This is a genomic window from Gardnerella sp. KA01000 (assembly GCF_049244035.1).
In the GTDB taxonomy this organism is placed as follows: domain Bacteria; phylum Actinomycetota; class Actinomycetes; order Actinomycetales; family Bifidobacteriaceae; genus Bifidobacterium; species Bifidobacterium leopoldii.
This window is the reverse complement of sequence record NZ_CP058367.1, coordinates 780,240-804,598: the sequence shown is the minus strand read 5'-3', so window position 1 is coordinate 804,598 and position 24,359 is coordinate 780,240. Positions and strand designations below refer to the sequence as shown.

16 protein-coding genes and 1 other RNA gene are annotated in these 24,359 nt (G+C 40.2%); 10 read left to right on the top strand and 7 right to left on the bottom strand.

Going from position 1 to position 24,359, the window contains the following annotated elements:
• Window positions 1-8: 8 nt before the first annotated feature.
• An RNA gene (gene rnpB / locus HXT58_RS03000) (RNase P RNA component class A) lies at window positions 9-382 on the bottom strand.
• A 211-nt stretch (window positions 383-593) separates the two neighbouring features.
• Here rnpB and hpf point away from each other — a divergent pair.
• Both hpf and secA read left to right on the top strand, forming a co-directional pair.
• A complete protein-coding gene (gene hpf / locus HXT58_RS02995; protein ID WP_004106803.1) occupies window positions 594-1,265 on the top strand; it encodes a ribosome hibernation-promoting factor, HPF/YfiA family in 672 nt (223 codons plus the stop codon).
• A 188-nt stretch (window positions 1,266-1,453) separates the two neighbouring features.
• A complete protein-coding gene (secA, locus tag HXT58_RS02990) occupies window positions 1,454-4,249 on the top strand; it encodes a preprotein translocase subunit SecA (protein WP_004106800.1) in 2,796 nt (931 codons plus the stop codon).
• Window positions 4,250-4,335: 86 nt separating this feature from the next.
• Here the strand turns inward: secA and HXT58_RS02985 are convergent, their stop codons facing one another.
• On the bottom strand, window positions 4,336-5,004 hold the full coding sequence (locus HXT58_RS02985) for a hypothetical protein (protein WP_004106798.1): 669 nt from the start codon (window positions 5,002-5,004) through the stop codon (window positions 4,336-4,338).
• A 75-nt stretch (window positions 5,005-5,079) separates the two neighbouring features.
• Here HXT58_RS02985 and HXT58_RS02980 point away from each other — a divergent pair, with 75 nt between their 5' ends.
• Window positions 5,080-5,787, top strand: a complete 708-nt coding sequence (locus HXT58_RS02980; RefSeq protein WP_415705928.1) for a lysophospholipid acyltransferase family protein — start codon at window positions 5,080-5,082, stop codon at window positions 5,785-5,787.
• 125 nt (window positions 5,788-5,912) lie between these two features.
• Here the strand turns inward: HXT58_RS02980 and HXT58_RS02975 are convergent, their stop codons facing one another.
• Both HXT58_RS02975 and HXT58_RS02970 read right to left on the bottom strand, forming a co-directional pair.
• Complete coding sequence (locus HXT58_RS02975; protein WP_415705930.1) at window positions 5,913-8,303, bottom strand: Stk1 family PASTA domain-containing Ser/Thr kinase; 2,391 nt, start codon at window positions 8,301-8,303, stop codon at window positions 5,913-5,915.
• A gap of 97 nt (window positions 8,304-8,400) precedes the next feature.
• Entirely contained in the window at window positions 8,401-9,507 is a 1,107-nt protein-coding gene (locus tag HXT58_RS02970) for a polyprenyl synthetase family protein (protein ID WP_415705932.1), read from the bottom strand.
• A gap of 195 nt (window positions 9,508-9,702) precedes the next feature.
• Here HXT58_RS02970 and HXT58_RS02965 point away from each other — a divergent pair, with 195 nt between their 5' ends.
• From HXT58_RS02965 to HXT58_RS02950, 4 genes are all read left to right on the top strand, one after another.
• On the top strand, window positions 9,703-10,569 hold the full coding sequence (locus tag HXT58_RS02965; RefSeq protein WP_415705934.1) for a hypothetical protein: 867 nt from the start codon (window positions 9,703-9,705) through the stop codon (window positions 10,567-10,569).
• 130 nt (window positions 10,570-10,699) lie between these two features.
• The gene (locus HXT58_RS02960) at window positions 10,700-12,169 is read left to right on the top strand and encodes an RNA polymerase sigma factor (RefSeq protein ID WP_004106787.1); all 1,470 of its coding nucleotides are present in this window, start codon (window positions 10,700-10,702) and stop codon (window positions 12,167-12,169) included.
• A 106-nt stretch (window positions 12,170-12,275) separates the two neighbouring features.
• Complete coding sequence (locus tag HXT58_RS02955) at window positions 12,276-14,657, top strand: DNA gyrase/topoisomerase IV subunit B (protein ID WP_116442705.1); 2,382 nt, start codon at window positions 12,276-12,278, stop codon at window positions 14,655-14,657.
• A 116-nt stretch (window positions 14,658-14,773) separates the two neighbouring features.
• Complete coding sequence (locus tag HXT58_RS02950) at window positions 14,774-15,949, top strand: MFS transporter (RefSeq protein ID WP_410297088.1); 1,176 nt, start codon at window positions 14,774-14,776, stop codon at window positions 15,947-15,949.
• Window positions 15,950-16,082: 133 nt separating this feature from the next.
• Here the strand turns inward: HXT58_RS02950 and HXT58_RS02945 are convergent, their stop codons facing one another.
• Both HXT58_RS02945 and HXT58_RS02940 read right to left on the bottom strand, forming a co-directional pair.
• Window positions 16,083-17,807, bottom strand: a complete 1,725-nt coding sequence (locus HXT58_RS02945; protein WP_421775601.1) for a PASTA domain-containing protein — start codon at window positions 17,805-17,807, stop codon at window positions 16,083-16,085.
• A gap of 144 nt (window positions 17,808-17,951) precedes the next feature.
• Window positions 17,952-20,615 carry a DNA gyrase/topoisomerase IV subunit A gene (locus HXT58_RS02940; RefSeq protein WP_421775600.1) on the bottom strand — a complete coding sequence of 888 codons (2,664 nt, stop codon included), beginning with the start codon at window positions 20,613-20,615 and terminating at the stop codon, window positions 17,952-17,954.
• 161 nt (window positions 20,616-20,776) lie between these two features.
• Here HXT58_RS02940 and HXT58_RS02935 point away from each other — a divergent pair, with 161 nt between their 5' ends.
• The gene (locus HXT58_RS02935; protein ID WP_410297085.1) at window positions 20,777-22,036 is read left to right on the top strand and encodes an alkaline phosphatase family protein; all 1,260 of its coding nucleotides are present in this window, start codon (window positions 20,777-20,779) and stop codon (window positions 22,034-22,036) included.
• 138 nt (window positions 22,037-22,174) lie between these two features.
• Here HXT58_RS02935 and sepH read toward each other — a convergent pair whose 3' ends face one another.
• On the bottom strand, window positions 22,175-23,383 hold the full coding sequence (sepH, locus tag HXT58_RS02930) for a septation protein SepH (protein WP_004119462.1): 1,209 nt from the start codon (window positions 23,381-23,383) through the stop codon (window positions 22,175-22,177).
• 158 nt (window positions 23,384-23,541) lie between these two features.
• Between sepH and HXT58_RS02925 the strand changes: the two genes are divergently transcribed.
• Both HXT58_RS02925 and dut read left to right on the top strand, forming a co-directional pair.
• Complete coding sequence (locus HXT58_RS02925; RefSeq protein ID WP_004106775.1) at window positions 23,542-23,835, top strand: DUF4193 domain-containing protein; 294 nt, start codon at window positions 23,542-23,544, stop codon at window positions 23,833-23,835.
• A complete protein-coding gene (gene dut, locus HXT58_RS02920; RefSeq protein ID WP_004106773.1) occupies window positions 23,836-24,315 on the top strand; it encodes a dUTP diphosphatase in 480 nt (159 codons plus the stop codon).
• The last annotated feature ends 44 nt before the right edge of the window (window positions 24,316-24,359 follow it).

Below are 24,359 nucleotides of genomic sequence, written 5' to 3'. Positions count from 1 at the left end.
TGGTTGAGTTGATGAGGTTTCACATACCCCGGGTTTTGTCGCATACACAAGTGCATGCGGATGGCCATCCATCTCGATTTGACGTTACCGCCAAACTCTAGCAGTCTACCCGAAGACTTGAGCGAGCAGCTCTAAAGCGTCTTCTGCTTGACCTTGCTCCCAATGAGGCTTGCCATGCGGCTTACTGTTGCCAGAAGCCCGGTGGTCTCTTACGCCGCCGTTTCACCCTTACCCGAACGAAACGTTCAGGCGGTCTATTCTCTGTTGCGCTATCTCTCAGGTCGCCCTGGGCGGACGTTATCCGCCATTGTGCTCTGTGGAGCCCGGAAGTTCCTCAGTCACTCCGAATGAACATTGTGACCGCGGCCATCGTGAAACCTCAACCTTCCTAATTATAGCAGATAATATTAATATCGTAAAAAATTCGTTATTTTATAAGAAATTCCGTAATAAACGTTAATTTTTTTATTTTAATTTAATAAATTGCTAGGTTTGTATGGATTTAGCAGATATAATAGAAGAACCGACGGCATCGTGGCAGTCGGGTTGTACAAATCGAGCTTAAGGTTCGAGTCTATATGGGGAGGTTTCGCATGGAAATCGTCATTACTGGTCGTCATACGCAGATTAATCAAAGGTTCCGTGACGTTGTAGAAAGTAAGATGAATCGTGTGACCGCCATTGCGCCTGATGCGCAGCGCGTGCAAATCGTGTTGACTCATGAAGGCAATCCAAGGCAGGCTGACACAGCAAAGCGAGTTGAAATCACTGTTGTTGCAGGAAGCACTGTGATTCGCGCAGAAGCTTCTAGCACTGATCAATTTAGCGCATTAGATATGGCGCTTGATAAGTTGACGCTTCGTTTGCGTCGTACTCGCGATCGTCGTAAGGATCATCGCCGTGGATATACGGAAATGACTCCTGTAGATATGGGTGCTGTAGAACCTGAGATTGAAACTACCGTTGAAGAGCCAGAAGAAAATGAGGTTAATAGCGCAGATGCTGCTGTTGCTTCCGATTTAGGTCCTGGTGAATCTGTGGAAGTAAGTGTTGGCGACACTCCTATTGTGATTCGTCGTAAGCTACATATTGCAGAGCCTATGAGCATAGATGAGGCTTTGTATGAGATGGAGCTTATTGGACATGATTTCTTCCTGTTTGTAAACAAAGAAACTATGAGACCATCTGTAGTATATCGCAGACATGGTTGGAGCTATGGCGTGTTTGAAATTGATACACCTGAAAATGTTGCTAAGCAAAAGTAATGGTTAAAAACATGTCTAAAGTGCGCGAATAAGTGCGCGTGCCCGTCTAGCACAATGTTGGGCGGGCATTTTTATGTAGAAATCAGACTCGCTAACTTACAAAAATCGTAGCCGTCGCGTAATATAGGCACAGTTTACGTCTATGTTGGCTAGGCCGTCGTCATAGACATGACCTAAGGGAGCAAAACGTGGTAGATATCGTCGATAAAGCCTTGCGTATGGGTGAAGGCCGTCAATTGAAGCGCCTTGAGAACGTAGCCAAGGCTGTGAATGCGTTGGAAGATGAAATTTCCGCGCTTTCCGATGAAGAATTGAAGGGTCAAACTGCTAAATTCAAGCAGCGTTTAGACAATGGTGCAAAGCTTGATGATTTGATGCCTGAAGCCTTCGCTACTGTGCGAGAGGTTTCAAAGCGTACGCTTGGCCAGCGTCATTTCGATGTGCAGCTTATGGGTGGTGCTGCATTGCATTGGGGCAATATTGCAGAAATGAAAACCGGTGAAGGTAAAACGTTGGTCGCTACTTTGCCAAGCTATCTGAATGCTTTGGAAGGCAAAGGCGTGCACGTTGTCACAGTCAACGATTACCTTGCTAGCTATCAAAGCGAACTTATGGGTCGTATTTATAGATTCCTTGGCATGAGCGTTGGCTGCATTATTACCGACCAGCAGCCACCTGAGCGTCGTAAGCAATACAATGCTGATATTACTTACGGTACAAATAATGAGTTTGGCTTCGATTACTTGCGCGATAATATGGCGTGGGAAAAGAGCGAACTTGTGCAACGCGGTCATCACTATGCAATTGTCGATGAGGTTGATTCCATTCTTATCGATGAAGCTCGTACGCCACTTATTATTTCAGGTCCTGCTGAAGGTGATGTAACTCATTGGTATCGTGAATTTGCAAAACTTGTTTTGAAGCTTACTCGCGATGTTGATTACGAGATTGACGAAAAGAAAAAAACCGCAGGTATTCTTGATCCTGGCATTGCAAAAATTGAGGATTACTTGGGCATCGATAACCTTTATGAGCCAAGCAATACAGCTCTTATTGGTTATTTGAATAACGCTTTGAAAGCTAAGGAGCTTTTCCTTCTAGATCGTGACTATGTTGTCACCAACGGCGAAGTTTTGATTGTCGATGAGCATACTGGTCGTGTTCTTCCAGGTCGTCGTTATAGCGAGGGCTTGCATCAAGCAATTGAAGCTAAAGAAAATGTGGAAGTTAAGGCAGAAAATCAGACTTTTGCTACTATTACTTTGCAAAACTATTTCCGCATGTACGACAAGCTTGCTGGTATGACTGGTACTGCTGAGACTGAAGCTGCAGAGTTCATGGGAACTTACAAGCTTGGTGTTCTTCCAATTCCTTCCAATCGTCCAGTAATTCGTAAAGATAAGGACGATTTGATCTTCCGCACAAAGAAAGAAAAGCTTACTGCTATCGTGCGCGATGTTGCTGAACGCCATGCTAAAGGACAGCCTGTGTTGCTTGGTACAGCTTCTGTTGAATCTTCTGAGATTCTTTCTTCACTCCTTGACGTTGCTCGCATTCCTCACCAGGTTTTGAATGCTAAGCAGAATGCTAAGGAAGCTGCTGTTGTTGCTGTTGCTGGTCGTAAGGGTGCTGTAACTGTTGCTACTAACATGGCAGGTCGTGGTACTGATATTATGCTTGGTGGCAATGTTGAATTCTTGGCTGATGCAAAGTTGAAGGCTGATGGTTATTCTCCAGACGATACTCCTGAAGAATATGAGAAGCGTTGGCCAGGCGTTTTAGCTGAAGTTAAAGAGCAAGTTAAAGACGAGCATGAAGAAGTTAAGAAGCTTGGTGGCTTGTATGTTCTTGGCACTGAGCGTCACGAATCTCGTCGTATTGATAACCAGCTTCGAGGTCGATCTGGTCGTCAGGGCGATCCTGGCGAATCTCGCTTCTACTTGAGCTTGGAAGATGATTTGATGCGCCTGTTCAACACTCAGCTTGTTGCTCGTGTTATGGCTAAGGGATTGCCAGAAGGCGAACCAATTGAGTCTAAGTACGTTTCTAACGGTGTACGCACCGCACAGAAGACTGTTGAAGCTCGTAACTTTGAAATGCGTAAGAACGTTTTGAAGTATGACGATGTTATGAATAAGCAGCGTACTGTGATTTATGCAGAGCGTCAGATGGTTCTTAAGGGTGAAGATATTCACGAGGACATCTTGAAGTTCATCAGTGACACCGTAGAAAGCTATGTGCGTGGCGCAATGAACGGTTCTGATAAGCCAAAGAATTGGGATTTGGACGGCTTAAAAGATGCTCTTAACTCTGTAATGCCTGTACTTCTTGATTGGGATCAGGTACGTGAAACTATTATCAATCTCAAGGGCGAAAAAGCTGTTTCTGCTTTGCGTGATTTGATCGTCGACAGTGTAGTAAAGGTTTACTCTCTCGTCGAAGATCGTCTCGGTGCTGATCCACTTCGTCAAATTGAACGTCGCGTTGTTCTTTCTGTTCTCGATCGCAAGTGGCGTGAACATCTTTATGAGATGGATTATTTGAAGGATGGTATTGGTCTGCGTGGTATGGGTCAGCGTGATCCGCTCGTTGAATATCAGCGTGAAGGCTACCAGATGTACAATTCGATGATTGAGGCAATTAAGGAAGAAAGCATTCAGCTTCTATTCCACATTGATGTCAATCAGATTGCTTCTACTGAAGATATTTCTTCTGACGATGAGCTTGATGAAGATGTTGCGCAAGCTTCGTCTGAGGTAGATGCTGAAGATCAAGCTGCTGGTATTGTTGGTCCTGCACCTTTGAGCCATGCTGAAGGCGATGTTCCATTAACCATGCGACCAAAGAATGAAGAATGGAAGACTCCATGGTCTGATGGACGTACATTCCCAGGAACAAATAAGAATGACGAATGCCCATGTGGTTCTGGTCGTAAGTACAAGCTTTGCCATGGTCAAAACGAAGCTGAAAATGAAGCTGAGTGACTTGAAAGCTTACTAAAGTAAAATATAAATAAAAGGCGGTGTGATCAAAATCATGCCGCCTTTTATTATATTCGATTGATTATTAGCTATACTCGAGCACCATCTCCATAATCGCTGTAATCTTCTTTATACGGATCAGGTTTTTTGCGATTCATAAGTAATCCTGCTCCACTAAGTAGCATTAATAAGCCGCATATAATACCAACAATGTTCGCTATAGTAGGAATAAAAGCACTTACAATAACACCGAAGATACCTATAACAAATAGAATCCACAAAACTACATTAACTAAAGATACGTTATAAAATTGTGGATTTGGAGGCACAAAATCATCGCCATAGTCTTCCATAGTCTTATCTAAATCGAGCCAACTTGTGCGGGTATTATCACGAGGACCTTTAGCAGTTATAATCGTGTGAGAATCTTGCATTCTAGTAGGAATAATATAAGATTTATGGCTACTTAGATTTTTTAAGTTAAATTTATTTTTTATTACACTTTTTTGATTTTTAGAATTATTGTCGCTTGCTATAGTGTTGCGCTCTTTCTTTTTTTCTTCTTTCTGAGCGTGCTTTTCAAAACTTTTTGCGCTACGTGAATTAGCAATATCGTTCATGTCATCAGAATGTTCTGCAACAAAAGATGACCATTCGTCATCAAAATCTCCGTTGTTTTGTTTTTGATTATTCTTTAACGATTCTGACGTTAACTCGTCATCCCGGCGAGGGTCGTTGGTATTCTTAGAAGAAGTCATGAACTATACTGTAGCAAGTCTTCCTGATTCTATGCTTAAAATGTTCGAAATTGGACTTGCAAGAAAGGATATGGTATGTTGTACTGGTTCTTCGTGAAGGGACTTGGGGGTATTGCCCGCATGAGGATTCATCCATCAGCGCAAGGTATTAAAAATGTACCTAAAAAAGGTGGAGCTATTATTGCTGCAAATCATCTTGCTGTTATTGATGACGCGCTTCTGCCATTGACTTGTCCTCGTATGATCCACTTTATGGGTAAAGCAGAATATTTTGAAGGCAAAGGTTTAAAGGGTCGTTTTAAGAAGTGGTGGTTTACTTCTGTGGGCGTTTTCCCTGTAGATCGTTCTGGAGGCGCAAAATCTCTTGGCGCTTTGAATCATGCTTGTGAAATATTAGAAAAAGGTCAGCTTTTTGGCATTCATATTGAAGGCACAAGAAGCCCAGACGGTCGTTTATATCGTGGTCATACTGGTGCTGCACGTCTTGCTCTTGAAACAGGTTGCCCGATTATACCTGTTGCAATTATTGGAACTAGAGAATTACAAGTGCATGGTCAAGTTATTCCAGCAAAAGGCAAGACTAAGGCGATTTATGGCGAGCCTATTCAAGTAGAGCGTGTTCGTGACGAAAGTGAGATCACTCACGAGCGTTTACGCGAAATTACAGATAAAGTAACTAAGTCTATTCAGCAAATGAGTGGTCAAGAATACGTTGATGAATATGCTCAAACCGTAAAAGAACGTATGCGTCAAAAACGTGAAGAAAGTAACGAAAATAAGTAAAATATAATGCTGATTCTCATGCTATTAGATTAACATTATTATATATTTAAATTTTATTTATGTTCAAATATGTAAGCGGCGAAAGTTATTGAGCTTCCGCCGCTTTTATAATACTTAAGACACGCTTATATTACTGTAAGAGTAATAATAGAAGGATTTCCATTAGAATCCTTCAATGGCACTTCGCTTCCAGCTCCAGGGGATTGGAAGCGCACTACGTGCATTAAATCACCAAGTGGAGCAGAAACACGAACTTTAAGCCCTAGACTTTCAATAATCCTTCTAGCTTCATCACTGCTCTTTCCGCAAACGTTTGGCAATGTAACAGTTTTTGGACCTTTTGAAACAACAACTTTAACGCTATCGCCCCAATGTAAGTCAGAACCAGCTTCAACAGAAGCGCGGATAATCTTACCCTTTGCTACAGTATCGCTATTTTCTTCTTCGTACTTTATATCCAGCTTAGCGTCAGTCAAAGCTAAGTCAGCTTCATTCTTTGTTTTCCCAACTATATCTGGCATTTGTACAGGCTTAGGTCCCTTAGAAAGTAAAATACTTACTTCTTCGTTATGGTTCATGCGCGTGCCAGGTTTAGGGTTAATATCAATTAAGCTGCCAGCTGGTATATCTATAGAATACGTATCTCCTGACTTATCGTGAATAATGTTAGTAAAGCCTGCTTTACGCAATGTTTTCAAAGGATTTTTGCCATTGTAAGTCTTTGGATCTGTAATATCGTCCGGGATTGTAGCCTTACGAATTCCACGCGAAATTACAACATTAAGAGCACTATTATTGTGCTTTTGAATATGGCTTCCGACAACATCAGGATTTGTTGAAACTACTTTTCCTTCTGGCACATCGTCACTATAATCTTTTGAAACTGTGTAAGGAATTCCAGCAACTTTAAGCGTGTGCTCATATCGTTGCCAATTGACATCAGTTATTTTGCAAGATGCATAATTGTTGCATTGAAGGTCGTCAGGCTTAGGTAGCGTCCAATAACTGCCAGGACCTAAGAAATACCAAAAACCACCAATAGCAGCAATTGCTAATACTCCAGCTGTACTTAAACCTGCAATAATGAAAACACGCTTTTTAGAAGAGCGGTTAGACTTGTTTCCTAAGTCCTTTTCTGTATATGACAGGCCCAATGGTTTTGTTGCATTTAAGTTGTTGTTAAAATTGCGAGAGCTAATAGCAATTGTTGGCATATTGCTATCGTCAAATTCTTCTAAAGGATTATCTTGCGAATTGTATGACACATCTTCTGCATTAGTAGCATGCCATTGCATAGCTTGTGTTTTTTGAAGATTATTCGCATCGAAAGCACTGTTGGACTTCGCTAGTGAATTGTCTATTGCTACATTATTGACTTCAGGATTATGTAGATCATTATTTGTGCGTGAATCGAGTTCACCTACAGAATTATCTCTAGGTATTGCAACAGTTTCGTCTGTAGCATTTTGCAATAAAGAGTTGGAATTAGCAGAAAAATTAGAGCCTGAAGTATTTATCGCTCGTGTAGCATCTGAGTCATTATTAGGATTCAATTTGTCCGAATAATTTGCTTCAGGGGGAACACGCAAATTATTAATAGGAGAAAAGTCTGTTTCTTCTGAAAACTCTTGTGGTTCTTCTGCTTTGTATTGCCAATCTTCAGGGTTTAATTGTGTAGAAAGTGCACGTAATTTTGCTAATGCTTCACTTGCATCTTTAGGTCGTTCGTTCATGTCGCGAGCAGTGAGGTTTGCTATGAATTGTGCAACTTTTTCGCTAATTCCAGGGCAAGCTGTAGCAATTGAAGGAGTGTTTTCATGCACATGCTTGAAAACAAGCGTAACAGGATTATCTGCAGTAAAAGGCACTCTTCCTGCAAGCATTTCCCAAGCCATCATGCCCGCTGAATACAAATCACCTTGAGGAGTTGCAAGATTATGCTCAATAAGTTCAGGAGCAAGATAAGCTGCTGTGCCAAGAAGCAATCCTGTAGAAGATAATGTTGCTTGCGAAATTGCTCTAGCTAAACCGAAATCAGTAATCTGAACATGACCTCGATCGTTAATTAAAATATTTTCCGGCTTAATATCTCTATGCACAACTCCAGCATTATGTGCAGAAGCGAGACCATCCAAAGTTTCTGCAAGTAAACGCAGCGTATCTCGCACACTGAATGTGCCTTGCATATTCATTTCATAACGCAAATTAACGCCATGAACATATTCCATCACAAGATAATCAAGCCCATCATATTCGCCCGTATCATAAACTTGTACAATATGTGGATTGGCAATTGCTGCAGCAGAGGTTGCTTCTCTGCGGAATCTAGCAATAAATTGCTGGCGATGCACTCCTTGAGCAAGTTGAGTGTGCATGATTTTAATTGCTACAGGTCTATCAAGGCGTTCATCTTCTGCTTGATACACAGTAGCCATGCCACCCTGAGCTATTTTGCGCACAATGCGATAGCGATTTTCAATGCGCATACCTGGCTGCGCCTGCGTAGCTTCATCCATTGTCACAATCCTTATACGCGTAAAACCATTTTTGCTACTTACGAGTGTACAAGCAAGATAGTAAAGAAGGCTAATTTCGAGCGTTATTTACTAAATATTATTGTACATTACGCCATGCTTCTGGTATAAATCGTTTGCTAATTTCATGCAAAATAGTTTTTCCACTATCGCTCAATGTACTTGATTCGATTGCTTGTTGTGAATCATTCCATAGATTCTCAATTCGCTTTTTTGATTTTTCAATAGCACCAGAAGTATGGTAAATCTGTATTATTTTATTTACATCATCTTCACTCCTAGTACTACTCGTATAAGCTTTTAATAGTATTTCTCTTTCGTTATCGTTTCCGTATTGCAAAGCATCTGCAAGAAGAACTGCACGCTTACCTTCTCTAATATCACCGCCAATAGGCTTACCTGTAATCTTGCTATCTGAAACAATATCAAGCAAATCATCAGCAATCTGGAAAGCAATGCCTAACGAATTGCCAATAGAATTAGCAAGATTGTATGCTTCAGTTGGTTGCATATTTGCTGCAAGAAAGCCGAGAGTTAATGGAGCAACAGTAGTGTAACTGGCTGTTTTCCATCTAAAAACATTCAAAGATGATTCCGCAAGTTGTATTGGATTATCTAGTTGCATCATTTCTATAGACAAATCCAATACTTGACCAATACCAACATTTCTTTGCATAGACGCAAATGCTGCTAACAATTCCTCGCCATAAGTAAAATTCTTCGCGCAATTTCTTGCAATATCGAAACTTTCTGTGGCAAGTAGATCTCCCAGCATTAAACCTAAGCCTGTGCCAATATGCTTATTATTGCAAGCTTTACTTAATGCACAATACGCACTAGGCTTTCCACGTCTCAAATAAGATTCGTCAATAATATCATCATGAATTAATGCAGCTGTTTGAAATACTTCTAGAGCACAAGCTATGTCAAATACAGACTGTTCATGGATTTTTTGAATATTGGTTTCTTTTGATGCAGCGTAAAATGCTGAAATCGTAAGAAGAGCTCTAAGACGTTTTCCGCCTTCGCTTGAAACAATAGCTTGCTTTATTACTTGCTGTAGTGTTTGCGCACATGTGGATGAAAGATTATCTTCTAGTCCCGTATTAAATTGCTGAGAAATTAAAAAAGTAATTCTAGATTCAATATCGTTAAGACTGTAATTGTTGCCTATAAATGTGCTCATATTATGAAAGTTATCCACAGGGCTGAACATTACAAAACGCAGTTATTATTATGGTTTAATAAGCTTTTCACCGCGGAAATAGTTTTTTATTGAATGCTGACTTATGTCTTGAGAAACTTCAATATATCAAAAAATGCTATTGCATAGTTTGATTATCAAAATAAAAAATCATGTAAAAAATGAGGGGGAGTATGCATGGAAATTGTAGAGGATGATTTGAAAACAAAGATATCGCATAATTGTATGGATGACTTTGATATGCAAAGTCTTATGCAAATTTATGGTGAAAGCGCTAATTCTTTTAATGGTTGTTTAGATTTTGCAGGTTCAGAAGATTTTGAAAGTTTTGCTGGAAGAGAAATTTCAGATATTAATGGGAATATATATCCTTCCAAAGAGTGCAGCTTTTTTATGACTTTCTCTAAGGAATATATTTATAACAACTGTAGTGATAGTGCGCAATGGATTAAAGGATTAGAATATTGGGTTCCGGCAGTTTCGGAAGCTTTTATAGAAAATGTTGATCGAAATGGCAAGCAATACGCTATTAGAGATAGTGCAAGCAGAGCACTTATGCGATGGTACAATATGTTTGCTTACGATGAAAAAATGTTTGGATATGATCTAGTAAACCTGCCAATAGCAATGTTGCATAATATTAATGTTCGTGATGCAATGCTTATTTCTATTTTGGATGAAAATCAAGAATGGTATGACGAAAAAACTTTGTCGGAATTTGCTTGGTGTCCTCACACTCCTGAAGTATCTCGTAATTTGCGGCATTGTTTAGAAGCAAAATTCGCTCAAACAAATAATAAGCCTAATATAAAGAGAGCTATTTTCGCGGGCAAAATTTTAAAATCTATGGCTATTATTACTAAAAGCATTCCAAAATTATCTGTGCAAGTTTACGCTTTATTAGCTTATATCAGCTGGTGGTTTAGGCTAGGAGAAATAAAGTATTATTGTGATTGTGCATTGCGCATTGATCCTGATTGTTCTATGGCAAAAATAGTGTGTGGAGCATTCGAAAATGGTCTTGAGCCAGCATGGATTGAATAATTCGCCACGCCGCAAAAAATTAGTTGGGGAATAATCGTCTTGCTTAAATGGTTTACTACTTAAGGTAAAACTTGCCCTTGCATGAACTATGCCTATATGCGTTACAAGGGGATAATACAGGAGGAACAGTTTGACGAGTGAAGTTGGATCAACGGTCGACAGCGACGAAATGCAAGATGATACTAAGCCTGTAAAAACTCGCAAGGCTAGCGCTGCGCGTAAAACCAGTACTCGAACTTCGTCAGCTGATAGCAAGACACGCAGTTCTCGCTCAAAGAAAACTGAAGACAACAAGATTGATACTGAATCAGTATCGTCTGATGCTAAACATGACGAAACTGAGGATAGCGTAGATATTGAATCTCAAGATCAATTATCTATTGACGATCCTTTAGATGACGATCCACATCTTGATGTTGATGATGAACATTTGAATCTTGATGATTTAGACGATATCCAGCCAGAAGATATATCTGATGTTGACGATTTAAGCGATATTGACGTTGCAGATGATCTTGATGATGAAGAGTCTGAAGATCTTGATGAAATTGATGATCACGACGAAATTAAGCATGATGCTCCGCAAGTGCCACAAGCAAAAGGCGCATTTGTTGTACGAGACGATGACGATGATGATAATCTAACTCCGTCTGGTAATCCTAAGCGTCGTGTAATTGCTACAGGCGCTACTGCAGATCCTGTTAAGGATTATTTAAAGCAGATAGGTCGCGTGAGCTTGCTTAACGCTGAGCAAGAAGTTGATTTGTCAGAGCGTATTGAAGCTGGATTGTATGCTCAGCATTTGCTTGATACTCAAATTGATCAAATGGAGTTTAAGCGTAAGCGTGAGCTTAAGTGGGCTGCAGCAGATGGTAAGAAAGCTAAAGATCATCTTCTTGAAGCAAACTTGCGTCTTGTTGTTTCTCTTGCTAAGCGTTATACGGGTAGAGGCATGCTTTTCCTTGATTTGATTCAGGAAGGTAACCTTGGTTTGATTCGTGCAGTTGAAAAGTTTGACTGGAAGAAGGGCTTTAAGTTCTCAACTTACGCAACTTGGTGGATTCGCCAGGCTATTACTCGTGCTATGGCAGATCAGGCTCGTACTATTCGAGTTCCAGTGCATATGGTTGAAGTTATTAATAAGCTTTCTAGGGTTCAGCGTCAAATGCTTCAAGATTTAGGTCGTGAACCTACACCAGATGAGCTTGCTCGCGAACTGGATATGCCAGTAGAAAAGGTTCAGGAAGTACAAAAGTACGGTCGTGAACCGATTTCTTTGCACACTCCTTTGGGTGAGGATGGCGATTCTGAGTTTGGCGATTTGATTGAAGATACTGACGCAATCGCACCGTCTGATGCTGTTGCATTCTCGCTTCTTCAAGAACAGTTTAGGCAAGTTTTGGAAACTTTGGCCCCTAGAGAGGCTGGAGTTATTAAGATGCGCTATGGCTTGGAAGATGGTCAACCAAAGACTTTAGACGATATTGGTCGCGTTTATGGTGTTACTCGTGAACGTATTCGTCAAATTGAGTCTAAAACAATGTCTAAGCTGCGTCATCCTTCTAGATCGCAGACTTTGCGTGACTTCTTAGATCAGTGATTGTGTGAAGTTATATTACAAAGTGTCGTATTGTTGCTTTTGCGATAGTACGACACTTATTGCTTAAAATAATCGGTTGTACGTTTAATAAGTGCAAGGGGTAGAAGTGGTCTCTCATAAAGAGCAATATGATGCTGATAGCTTGACTGTGCTTGAAGGCTTAGACGCAGTTCGTAAGCGTCCGGGCATGTATATTGGCACTACAGACAGTCAAGGTTTAATGCATTGCCTTTGGGAGATTATTGACAACGCAGTTGACGAAGCTTTAGCTGGAGCTTGCGATCATATTATTGTTACTCTTCACGACGATGGATCTATTGAAGTTGCAGATAACGGTCGTGGTATTCCAGTAGACGTTGAGCCTAAAACAAAACTTACAGGTGTTGAAGTTGTTTTAACTAAGCTTCACGCTGGAGCAAAGTTTGGCAACGCTTCTTATAATGCTGCAGGCGGTTTACATGGCGTTGGCTCTTCTGTTGTAAACGCTTTAAGTTTGCGTTTGGATGTCGAAGTTGATAGAGACGGTAAAACGCATCATATGGCGTTCCATCAGGGACATCCTGGAGTTTATAGTGATGCAGATCCAGAGCATCCATCTCCTGCTTCTCCGTTTAAGCGCACGCGAAAAAATAAGCCTACTGAGCTTGAAATTATTGGCACTGTTTCGCCAAAAACTACTGGAACTCGTGTACGCTACTGGGCGGATCCAGAAATTTTTAACTCAACTGCGCATTTCAGCTATGAGCAGCTTATTGCTCGCGTGCGTCAAACAAGTTTCCTGGTTCCAGGCTTAAAAATTACTGTTATTGACGAGCATGTGCCTGAAGGTGAATCTGCAAATATTGAAGAAATTGATTCTCCAGAAGACAATGTTGTAGAAGATAATGCTGCAGAAGATAATCTTCTTGAAAACCAGTCTGATAATAGCGATGACTCTGTGCCTGAATTTGAAGAATTAGAATCTGAAACAACATTAGAAGATGAAGATGATTCTGAAGATGAGACTGAAAATATCGCGAATGAAGATGCTGAATCTGAAGAATCAGTTGCACAATCTGTTGCAAATGCTGAGTCTGCTAACTCAATGCAAAATAAGCATCATCCTCGAGTAGTTGAATTTTTGCATAATGGTGGCGTCAAAGATTTCGTTGATTTTCTTTCAAAAGGTGAAGCAGTATCGGATATTTGGCGTATTTCTGGCGAAGATACATATGTAGAAGAAACGCAAGCTGTTGATTCTGCAGGAGATTTACATGCTCAACAAGTAACGCGTAAGTGCGGCGTTGACATTGCAATGCGTTGGGTAAACGGCTACGATTCAACGATTATTAGTTTCGTAAACGTTGTTGAAACTCCTGGCGGAGGTATGCACGTTGACGGATTCTTGCAAGGATTGACTAAGCAAATTCGTAAAGCTGTTGAAGACAACGCACGCAAACTAAAAGTAAATCTTAAAGATTCGAATACGAAAATTGAGCGAGACGACATTACAGCAGGATTGGTAGCAGTCATAACTGTTCGCATTGCTGAGCCTCAATTCCAAGGTCAAACTAAGGATGTTCTTGGAACCGCACAAGTTAAGCCAATCGTTACTAAAATGACTGATGCTCAATTTGGCGAAATGATTACTGGATCTAAGCGAGGATTCAAAGAGCAGTCTGCTAGGGTTTTGGAAAAAATCGTTTCCGAAATGCATGCGCGTATTCAGGCGCGTAAAACTAAGGAAGTTACGCGCAGAAAGAATGCGCTTGAGTCTGCTTCAATGCCACCAAAACTTTCTGATTGCCAACCTGGAAACGACGATGTTGCAGAACTTTTCATCGTCGAGGGTGATTCTGCACTTGGCACTGCAAAAGCTGCTAGAAACTCTGCTTTCCAAGCGCTTCTTCCAATTCGCGGTAAGATTTTGAACGTGCAAAAGGCAAGTCTTGCACAAATGCTTTCAAACAAAGAGTGTGCTGCAATTATTCAGGTTGTTGGAGCAGGATCGGGCGCAAGTTTTGATATTTCGCAAGCGCGTTATAACAAGATTGTTATGATGACTGATGCTGATGTTGACGGCGCGCACATTCGTATTTTGCTGCTGACGCTGTTCTATCGTTATATGCGTCCGCTTATTGAGCACGGTCATGTTTATGCTGCAGTGCCGCCTCTCCACAGAATTGCGCTCGCTGGAAAGCGAAAGGGTGAGTATATTTATACTTACTCAGACGACGAATTGGCTGGAAAGCTTGATGATTTGCAAGCTAAGGGCATTGATTTTAACAGCGATATTCAGCGCTATAAGGGCTTGGGCGAGATGGATGCGGATCAGCTTGCAGACACTACTATGGACCCTAGAACCCGTATGCTTCGAAGGATTCGTATGGAAGATGCTCAGCAAGCGAGCGAAGTATTCGATTTGCTGATGGGTGATGATGTTCCTCCGCGCAAGCAGTTTATTGTTGATAACGCTGATGACTTTGATCGTTCCAAAATCGATACCTGATGTCGGCATGTTGTTTGCGTTGCTTTATGTCGCCTTGTATATTTATATTCCTTTATATTGCTTTATGAAGGCGTGTTTGCGTTAGAAATATGAAGTACTAATGTTTGGGAATTTTTATGATTAACCTTCTTCTTGCTGTTATTTATCTTGCTTTCATCAGTTTGGGTTTGCCGGATGCTCTTCTTGGAGCTGCATGGCCTACTATGAGTCACGATATTGGTGCGCAAATTTCTTGGGCTGGCGGAATATCAATGGTTATTTCTGCAGGAACAATTATCTCTGCATTACTTTCGAACAAACTTACGTGCAAATTTGGCCCTGGGAAAGTTACGCTTATTTCAGTTGCTCTAACAGCTTTAGCGTTACTAGGTTTTTCTTTTGCTCCGAATTATCTTGTGCTTATTTTTCTAGCTATACCCTACGGTTTAGGTGCTGGAGGAGTGGATGCGGCTCTTAATAACTACGTTGCAGTACACTATGAGAGTTGGCATATGAGCTGGCTTCACTGCATGTGGGGAATTGGTGCTTCTGCAGGTCCTTATGTTATGGGTTTTGCGCTTTCGCACGGTCAAAGATGGACTGCTGGATACCAGTATATTGCCGTTATGCAGATTGCTTTAACACTTGTGCTGCTCATGAGTTTGCCGTTGTGGAAAAACAATAAAAAGAATGAATTGAATAAGATCGTTGAGTCAAAAACAAAATCTTTTGAAAAGGTATCTTATGCGGGAATTTTGCGCATTCCAGGAGCTAAAAATATACTTATTATGTTCTTTTGCTATTGTGCGTTGGAACAAACTGCAGGCTTGTGGGCTAGTAGTTACATGGTTTTGCATGGAGGAGTTAGCCGCATTGTTGCAGCTGGTTGGGCAAGCCTGTTCTATGTTGGTATTACGGTTGGTCGTTTTGTAAGCGGATTTCTTACTATGCGTTTTAACGATGCAACCATGATTCGTATTGGGCAGTGCGTAATGCTTATGGGCATTCTGGTGTTGCTGCTGCCTTTGCCGAATCATATTGAGCTTGTTACAGGATTCATTATTATTGGACTTGGTTGCGCTCCTGTTTATCCATGCATCATTCATTCAACTCCGCATTATTTTGGTGCTGATAAGTCTCAAGCAATTGTTGGCATGCAAATGGCAAGCGCATACATCGGCTCTATGGTAATACCTGCGATTTTTGGAATAGTTGCACAGAATGTTTCCATGATGCTGCTTCCAGCTTATTTGCTTATTCTTCTCGCTGTAATGACTTTTATGCATGTGCGTCTGATGCGCGTTTATGCATAATAATCTCTTATAATAAAATTAAGCCCTTAAAAAGTTGAAATACTACAACTAGAAGGGCTTAATTTATTGATAAGCAAATGATTAAGCGTTTTTTAAGTGCTAATATTATTTGCTTTACAACGTCAAATTTTAACTACAAGGTTTTTATAATATCGAACCTTAACCAATTTAAAGGTTCTTCAATCTTGTAATAAACATTGTCGTCGTCTGGAGCTGGCGCGAAAGGCACTGGCTTGTTCTTTTTCGTTGGCACAAACGGGCTAGTTGGATAATCGGGTCCAGTAACTCCATCAGGAATAGCTACTTGTGTTTTATCGTACAGCTTTGGATCCCTTCGCATAATGAATGGTCGGCTAAAATCAGGCTTATTTTTGCCTTTGCCTTTAAAGTATCCGCTTTTCTCAAGTTCATCAAATTTTGTATTTACAGGAACTAGCACAAAGAAATCATGCATTTTGTAGGTTAATCCTGTATTAGCATCTTTGTTAGAACCTTTATACATTCCTTGATCATCAAATTTTTCAGGGCTGTTTTCTGCGTTTATATCTTTACCATGCTCACAAACTCTTACACCTGGTGATGGGGAGAAGATATCGTTTCCGCAAGATGGCAAATCTAACCCTTTGTAGAATTCTACTGCACCAGTATCGCCAGAAAGCAAATGATTTTTCATCATGTCATACGTAGGTAATTTTTTATCGTACAGAATAGGTGCTGATATATCTTGCGAGTAGTTATTCATACTAAGATAATTTTCATCACTTATCATAATAGGCTTAGCTCCATCATTCATGAGATCGCCAACGCGTGTCCCTAACACAACTGTAGATTCACCTTCAACAAACGATGGCATTTCATTGAAGTATAAGCATTCGCCGCCTTTATTACACCAAACTCCTGCAATTGGAGAAAGGCCTTTTGTTACGCGGACATCAGCATTATTTATTCCGTCCAGATGCTCTTTTTTAGTTAGTACTTCTTTTGTTTCACTTGCATCAACACCGTAGTATAGAGTAACCTTTTTTACTTCTTTCAAATTTTCTTCACCCAATGCAGGGTAGGAGCCCACAATTTTATCAATATAATTACGAGAAGAAAATCGTGGTTTTAATTCGTATTTCGTTATTCCAACTTTTTCCAGTATTTGTTTTGCGCTGTCTATATCTTTTCCTAACAAGTCTGCAGGTACTACTTTTTTGTTGCATTTACTGGCAATAGCAATATGCATATTGTCACCTTCGTAAGCTGCATTAAAAGCTTCTCCGGGCATAGGATAAGTTGAAATAATGGTTCCAGGCTTTACTGTTGCAGGAACTTTATGAACTTCTACTTTTAAGCCCATTGCTTTTACTTCGTCAGTAATTTCGTCTACAGTTTTCCCAATAACGTTTTTTGGCATACCTGGACCAAGAGATTCCACAACTGTTATTTTTGTGGAATGATTAACTTTACTACCTGGTTTAATGCCTTTTAATGAAATGAAGGAACCTTTTTTGCGTTTATTAAGTTCCCTAACAATTTGTACTTTAAAACCTTTTGAGCGTAAATTCGTTGCAGCAGCTTGAGCATTTGTATCTTTAATTACTGGCACTGTAGCCATACCTGAATTTGTCTGTACTCTCGTCATGTAATAAATTGTTCCAATGGCTGCAATTATAGCTAGAACGATTATTGCGCAAATAATTGATATGAATGCACCTTTTTTCTTATGATTTTTATTACCTTTATTAGGTTCTTTTTGCAACTCTTGTGCATGTGTTTGTTGCTCTACTTGATTTATTTCTTGTTCTTTAGTTTTATCTTCGTAATTTTCGTTAGGCGTACCACATTGTTCGCAAAACTTTGCATCGTCTACCATGCTACTGCCGCAATGAGTGCAAAATGACATATTTTCCCTTTCTCTTTAAAAAATTTACCTAATTTTTAATAGCTTTAGTTTTATATTATCTATTTTCTTATTGGTGACTAATCACTAATAATTTTCTAGAAATTGTTCGTAATGCTATCCAATATGTGCAATTGGGGAAACAAGCTCAGTTCCAGAAGCATCCCTACGCATATCTGGTTTAGGTAGCTCAACATTGCTTCCGCCTTCTGTAACGGCTTGCAATGGATAGTATCCAACGTACGCGTGTATCAACGTATCTTGACCTTTAAGGAATCTTTGCGAGCGCACGCCACCAGTTGCGCGACCTTTTGTTGGGTACATGTCAAATGGAGTAATCTTTGCAGAACCGTTTTCGGTTCCAGGAAGAGCTTCACTGTCTCCAGCAACGGTGAACACTACTGTTCCAGAAGCGGAGAATAAACCATTTTCGCCTTCTTCGTAATGCCACTCTATTGATTTTTCTGGCACTACTGCGAAGGTTGCAACTTTAGCGCCTTCTGCTAAACGAATACCTGCCATTCCGCCTGCTGTACGTCCTTGTGGCCTAACTTGTTTAGCGTCAAAAGTAAGTAATGAAGAATCACTACTAATGAACACAAGTCTGTCGTTGTCTTCCGCTGGGGCTGCAGCAATAACGGTGTCGTCGTCTTTTAAGTCAATTATGCTCCATGAATCCATGGTAGTTGGAGCTTCAAAATTCCATCTTTTAACTACACCGTTTCGTGTGCCGATTGCAAGTGGAGTAGCGTTTTGTGAGGCATCAAATGCTATTGCTGAAACTACGCGTTCTCCTCTTACTGGATCCGTGCTTTGTGTGGAAGTTAGCAATTCTTGTGCTTTTACTCCATGGCTGAGCAGCGCAGGTTTTCCTTCTTCATAGTTAAGTTGTGGCAAATCTGCAACATGAGCTAGAACTAGTCGACCAGATGAAGTAACAAGAGCACAAGTTGAACGCGTTGTTGTTTCAAACATTGTTTTACAAGGAGTGTTAAATACGTTGTTATTGTGTGAATTCCAATGTTCTAACACTGCAATGCTTGTTCTGGCAATTAACCCTGAAGTACTTAACGCTACTGCACAAGGCTCGTCACTTAATTGCATTGCAACAGAAGATGCGTCAACTTCTCCAGTTTTACGAGCTGCATTAGCTGCTGCAGCCAAATCTGCTTGAGTTGAAGTAATTTTATTTGCTGATTGCACAGCTTTAATCGCAATATCCTCACTGTTTTTATTTATGCTGGAGGCTACTGGAGTAAAACTACCATCTTCATTTTCGTCAAGCAAAATTGTTCTGCGTGGAGTATCCCATTGTTTAACTGCAGAATCCATATCTGCTATTACGACGTTGTCGAGTTTCGCTTCAGAACTTAATATTTGATTTAGCTCTTCAATTTTTTTGAGCAAATCGTCGCGTTCAGCTTCGAGCTCTATTCGGCTCATTTTAGTAAGTCTGCGAAGACGTAAGTCAAGAATATACTGTGCTTGAATTTCATCAAGATCGAATACTTTAATTAACTTAGTTTTTGCACTATCTGCATCTTCAGATGAACGAATAACCTGAATTACTTCATCAATATCAAGAAGTGCAAGAAGTAAGCCGTCAACCAAATGTAAGCGTTCTTGAGCTTTTTTGCGCCTAAATTCACTGCGTCTGCGTACTACTGTTCTGCGGTGAGAAATCCAAACGTCTAATAGCTCTCTCAAGCCCATTGTGTGAGGTCTGCCGTCAACAAGTGCAACATTGTTAATAGTAAAGCTCTCTTGCAAAGGAGTGTGCTTAAAAAGTTGAGCAAGCACAGCGTTAGGATCAAAGCCTGTCTTAATCTCAATAACAATACGAGTTCCGTTATGCCGATCTGTTAAATCAATAGCACCTGAAATACCGTCTAATTTTCTTGATTTAACTCCTTGAGAAATTCTTTCCAAAACGCGTTCTGGTCCAACCATAAACGGAAGTTCTGTAACAATAATAGCTTTTTTGCGAGCAGTAATATTTTCTATATGTGTTGTAGATCTTGTAGTGAATGCTCCGCGACCTGTTGCGTAAGCTTCGCAAATGCCACTTCGACCAATGATAATTCCTCCGCTAGGCCAGTCAGGTCCTGGAACTAGTTTCATAAGATCATCTAGGGTTGCGTCAGGATGTTTCATAACATATTTTGCTGCAGCAACTACTTCTCCTAGATTATGTGTTGCCATATTAGTTGCCATGCCTACAGCAATTCCAGAAGCGCCATTTACTAAAAGATTTGGAATAGCTGCAGGAAGCACAGTAGGTTCTTTTAGTTTATTGTCGTAATTTGGTACGAAATCAACTGTGTCTTCGTTGATATCCGCGTTCATACCTAGTGATGCAGGAGCTAAACGCGCTTCGGTGTATCGAGAAGCTGCTGGACCGTCGTCAAGAGAGCCAAAATTACCGTGTCCGTCAACAAGTGGCAAGCGTAGGGAAAATGGTTGAGCTAAGCGAACCATTGCCTCATAGATTGCAGAATCACCGTGAGGATGAAGTTTACCCATTACTTCACCAACAACGCGCGCTGATTTCATATAAGCATGATCGGGACTCAAATTCATATTGCCCATTTGATACACAATGCGTCGCTGCACTGGTTTCATTCCGTCTCGTGCGTCCGGTAAAGCTCGAGCATAAATAACTGAATAAGCATATTCCAAGAAGGATTTGCTCATTTCTTCGTTCAATGGTGTTTCAACAATATGCTCTTTAACTTTTCTTGGGTCGAAAGCTTGCTGTGTTGAGTGATGGCGTGAGGGCATATTTAGAACTCCTTGGATGACATTACGGCTATCAATCTTACCAATTTATATGCACAAACAGCATGTTTTTGTTGAATTTTTCAGCAATTTGACTAGTTATTTATATAAATATTTGTTATTCGCGTTTTGTCCAATGCAATATAAGTGGTTCAATAGTAAGTATGAGTGCTGAAATACCGTCTGAAAATGATCTTTTACAATTCGTTGGAAATGTTAAGTACGGTGATTTTTCTAATTTCGCAGTTAATGAAAATTTTTCTTATGATTTTAATGAAAAAAATCTTGGTGGAGCGTTACATATATCTTCGGTTCTTCCAGCTTTAAGTGATGCAATAGACGCTCCTGTTAAAACAGCTATTCATAACGATCCACACGCTTTACGAGAAAGCCTTGGTTTTCCTAAATCTAATTCTGCAATTGTAGTGCTAATAGATGGTTTAGGATACTGGAATATTCTTATGCGCAAAGGTCACGCTCCTTACTTACGATCCTTGCTTAAAGAATCAATAAATCAAAGACCAATTAGCACGTGTGTCCCAAGCACAACTGTTGCTGCAATGGCTACTTTTGGAACAGGCACATGTCCGGGTCTTACTTGTATGACCGGTTACACGCAAAAGAATTCTCAAACTGGTAAACTTGCGCAGCTTATTCAATTTAATGATGCGCCTGATCCGCTAGTTTTGCAGCAAGAGCCAACTATATTTGAAAGTTTAGTTTCTAATGGAGTCCGTGCAGATAGCGTGGGATTACCAAAGTTTGAAAATACTCCTCTTACCAAAGCTGCTTTTCGTGGAGCAAATTATATTACTGCTGGAACTCCTAGAGCTCGCATTCTTAAGGCTGCTAATAGCAGTAAAACTCCAGGTTTAACTTATATGTATTTACGTGACGCTGATAAAACCGGTCATAATTATGGTTGGGATTCTCAGCAGTGGGTTTCTGTTTTTGAGCAAATTGACGAGCAGTTGCGTCTTTTGCGAGCAAATTGTGCTCCTGGAACATTAATTGTTATTACTGCAGATCATGGGATGATTAAATCTGATCCCAATAAGCGAGTTGATATTGCTAAGCATGATGAGTTGATAAAAGGCGTATCGATGGTTGGCGGTGAACCTCGTTCTGTAATGTTGTATGCTAACAGTGACGCAAATCCTGAAGATATTGTTTACCGTTGGCGTGAATATTTTGGAACTAATGCAATTGTACGTAGTAAAAAACAAGCTATTGGCGATGGTCTTTTTGGTTTAGTAAACAACAGGGCAGAGGCTGTTATTGGCGATATTATTGTGCAAGCTTGTGGAGCTTACACAATTGTTGATTCTCGCATTCAATCTGATAAAGCTATGAGTTTACCTAGCGTTCATGGATCAATGACTCACATGGAAATGGATATTCCGTGCCTCATAGATTTAGTGTAATTAGTGAGTTTTTGCTTCTAGTATTGAAAATGTTTTTATAAATCACAACTTAGCAAATAAAATGTGTGACACTCAAATTTTACTAAGAGTGTCACACATATTGTCAATAAGCGAAAAATTTATTTTTAAACTTCTTATTTAGCTTTCACCAAATAATATTTCATCCCAGCTTGGTACTGCTGCTCTTCCAGCTTTACGTTTATTGTGCTCAGAAGATGATTTTTCTTGACCATTAGCATTAATTTCTTGATTATTTTTAGCAGAATTTTGATTACTTTCAGCAGCATTTTTTTGCAAATTCGTACTAACAATATCTGCTTTTTCAGCATTTTGAACTTTTGCAGCCAATGATTTTTGTGCTTCATTAGACTCATTGACGATTTTGCTATTCGTTTCGTTTCTATTAATAAATTCAGCATCCGGTTGTATTAGCGAAGGCTGCTGAGAATTATCTTCTTTAATAAATTGCGTATTTGTTTTAGTAGAACGCTTAGAATAGCCTTTTTCTAATACTTGCTGTATGTCAGAATTATTGTCCTGATTTTCGAAGGAAGATTGGGCTTGTGCATCTGCAAGTTTGTCACTGTTTCTAAGTTCCCATTGAGAAACAGCTCGTTCGATTCTGGCAGAACGAATAGAATTTCCTGGAAGCTCTTCAGTGTTGAATGGGAAATTAATGCTTACAGTGTCTCTATAAGCTCCACCATATGGAGACTGTTTAGAAGTATCCGCTGCATTAACATCTTCACCAAGCAATAATCTAGACGAAGGGTTCGCGCATGTAACAGAGTTGTCATGCATGTTCCATGTCCACTCAGCTTTAATAGTGCGACTAGCAGTTTTGAAAGTAGCAGTAATTCGCCATGGCTCTAATCCTCTGCGCGTTGCTTTCCATTGCACTGTTTCCATGCCAATATGTGCTTTAGCTAACGTTCTTTCAATTAAATCTGCAATAGTGCGCATATTGCTTTGTTTAGGAGCAGGTACTAGAAGGAACTGCTCAATTGCATACTGCTTTTCGGTTTCAACGCCTGCAGAAAAACGCCTAACTTGTGCTTCACTAACGTTATATCTTTGTGCTACATGTGAAGGTGCAACTCCTGCGCGAATCAATGCCTGAATTTGCGAAATAGGCAATGTTGCATTAGATTGCATAGAATTTGCGCCAGCGTTTGCTGAGTTCTGTTCATCGCTGTTTTTACTCGTAATTTTATGTGAACCAGCGATGGCGCGTTCCAGCGTGTCGTCCACTTGAATACGTAACGGCGTGTTTTCACAAATGAAAATCAAATTACCGTCTGCGTCAATATGGTCGAAACTCGCCTCTTTTGGCGGATTTTCAAGCATTATGCACCACTTTCTTCGCTTTTAACAATACTATTTATATACTTTAGTCCATACACTGCATTCTTTACCATTTTATTTAAAATAAAAAATGTGTAATATACGGGGTAGCATTCGTGTATGCTATGCGCGTAAGTAGCTTTAAAAACGAAAGGACCATAATGGCACAGGATTATGATTCTCCTCGTAGCAAAGATGAGGACGAAGAGTCGTTGGAAGCTTTGAGTAAAGGTTCTCAAAATTCAAGCAGCGATATTGACGATGATGAAAATGCTATTGCTGAAGACTACGAGTTGCCAGGTGCTGATTTAAGTAACGAAGATGCATCCGTAACTGTTATCCCTATGCAAGGCGATGAATTTATTTGTTCTGAATGCTTCTTAGTTAAGCATCGCAGCCAGTTAGCTGAAACTAATGCTGATGGTCAGCCTATTTGCAAGGAGTGCGCAGCTTAAATGGCATATGACGAGACCTATACTGGCCCCGAACAGGTTGAGGTATTAATTAAGTATCTCGATGATGAAACATCTACATTACAGCCGCTTTGCTACGCGCATGCAGGTGATGCAGGTGCCGATTTAAGAACTACCCAAGATTTTACCTTGCGTCCTTTCCAGAGAGCGCTTGTTCCTACTGGAGTTGCTATAGCTTTACCTGCAGGTTATGTTGCTTTAGTGCATCCTCGTTCTGGTTTAGCAGCAAAACAGGGTGTGACTGTGCTAAATGCACCTGGAACAGTTGATGCCGGGTATCGTGGTGAAATTAAGGTTCCTCTTATTAATTTAGATCCTGAGAACACAGTGCAATTCCATAAAGGTGATCGTATCGCTCAAATGGTTATACAACGTTATGTAGAAGCACAATTTATTCCCGCATCTAAATTACCTGAATCTGATCGCTCTGATAAAGGTTTTGGCTCCACTGGCGTACAATAATCTTTTTATAAATATCCGACCGGTTTTTAAAACTGAGTCGGATT

What these genes read in the sequence shown, in the direction of transcription:
- HXT58_RS02940 (WP_421775600.1), bottom strand. Translation starts at nt 20,615, where the DNA reads ATGCCCTCACGCCATCACTCAACACAGCAAGCTTTCGACCCAAGAAAA.
- HXT58_RS02980 (WP_415705928.1), top strand. Translation starts at nt 5,080, where the DNA reads ATGTTGTACTGGTTCTTCGTGAAGGGACTTGGGGGTATTGCCCGCATG.
- dut (WP_004106773.1), top strand. Translation starts at nt 23,836, where the DNA reads ATGGCATATGACGAGACCTATACTGGCCCCGAACAGGTTGAGGTATTA.
- HXT58_RS02985 (WP_004106798.1), bottom strand. Translation starts at nt 5,004, where the DNA reads ATGACTTCTTCTAAGAATACCAACGACCCTCGCCGGGATGACGAGTTA.
- sepH (WP_004119462.1), bottom strand. Translation starts at nt 23,383, where the DNA reads ATGCTTGAAAATCCGCCAAAAGAGGCGAGTTTCGACCATATTGACGCA.
- HXT58_RS02945 (WP_421775601.1), bottom strand. Translation starts at nt 17,807, where the DNA reads ATGGTAGACGATGCAAAGTTTTGCGAACAATGTGGTACGCCTAACGAA.
- HXT58_RS02925 (WP_004106775.1), top strand. Translation starts at nt 23,542, where the DNA reads ATGGCACAGGATTATGATTCTCCTCGTAGCAAAGATGAGGACGAAGAG.
- HXT58_RS02935 (WP_410297085.1), top strand. Translation starts at nt 20,777, where the DNA reads ATGAGTGCTGAAATACCGTCTGAAAATGATCTTTTACAATTCGTTGGA.
- HXT58_RS02970 (WP_415705932.1), bottom strand. Translation starts at nt 9,507, where the DNA reads ATGAGCACATTTATAGGCAACAATTACAGTCTTAACGATATTGAATCT.
- HXT58_RS02975 (WP_415705930.1), bottom strand. Translation starts at nt 8,303, where the DNA reads ATGGATGAAGCTACGCAGGCGCAGCCAGGTATGCGCATTGAAAATCGC.
- hpf (WP_004106803.1), top strand. Translation starts at nt 594, where the DNA reads ATGGAAATCGTCATTACTGGTCGTCATACGCAGATTAATCAAAGGTTC.
- HXT58_RS02950 (WP_410297088.1), top strand. Translation starts at nt 14,774, where the DNA reads ATGATTAACCTTCTTCTTGCTGTTATTTATCTTGCTTTCATCAGTTTG.
- HXT58_RS02965 (WP_415705934.1), top strand. Translation starts at nt 9,703, where the DNA reads ATGGAAATTGTAGAGGATGATTTGAAAACAAAGATATCGCATAATTGT.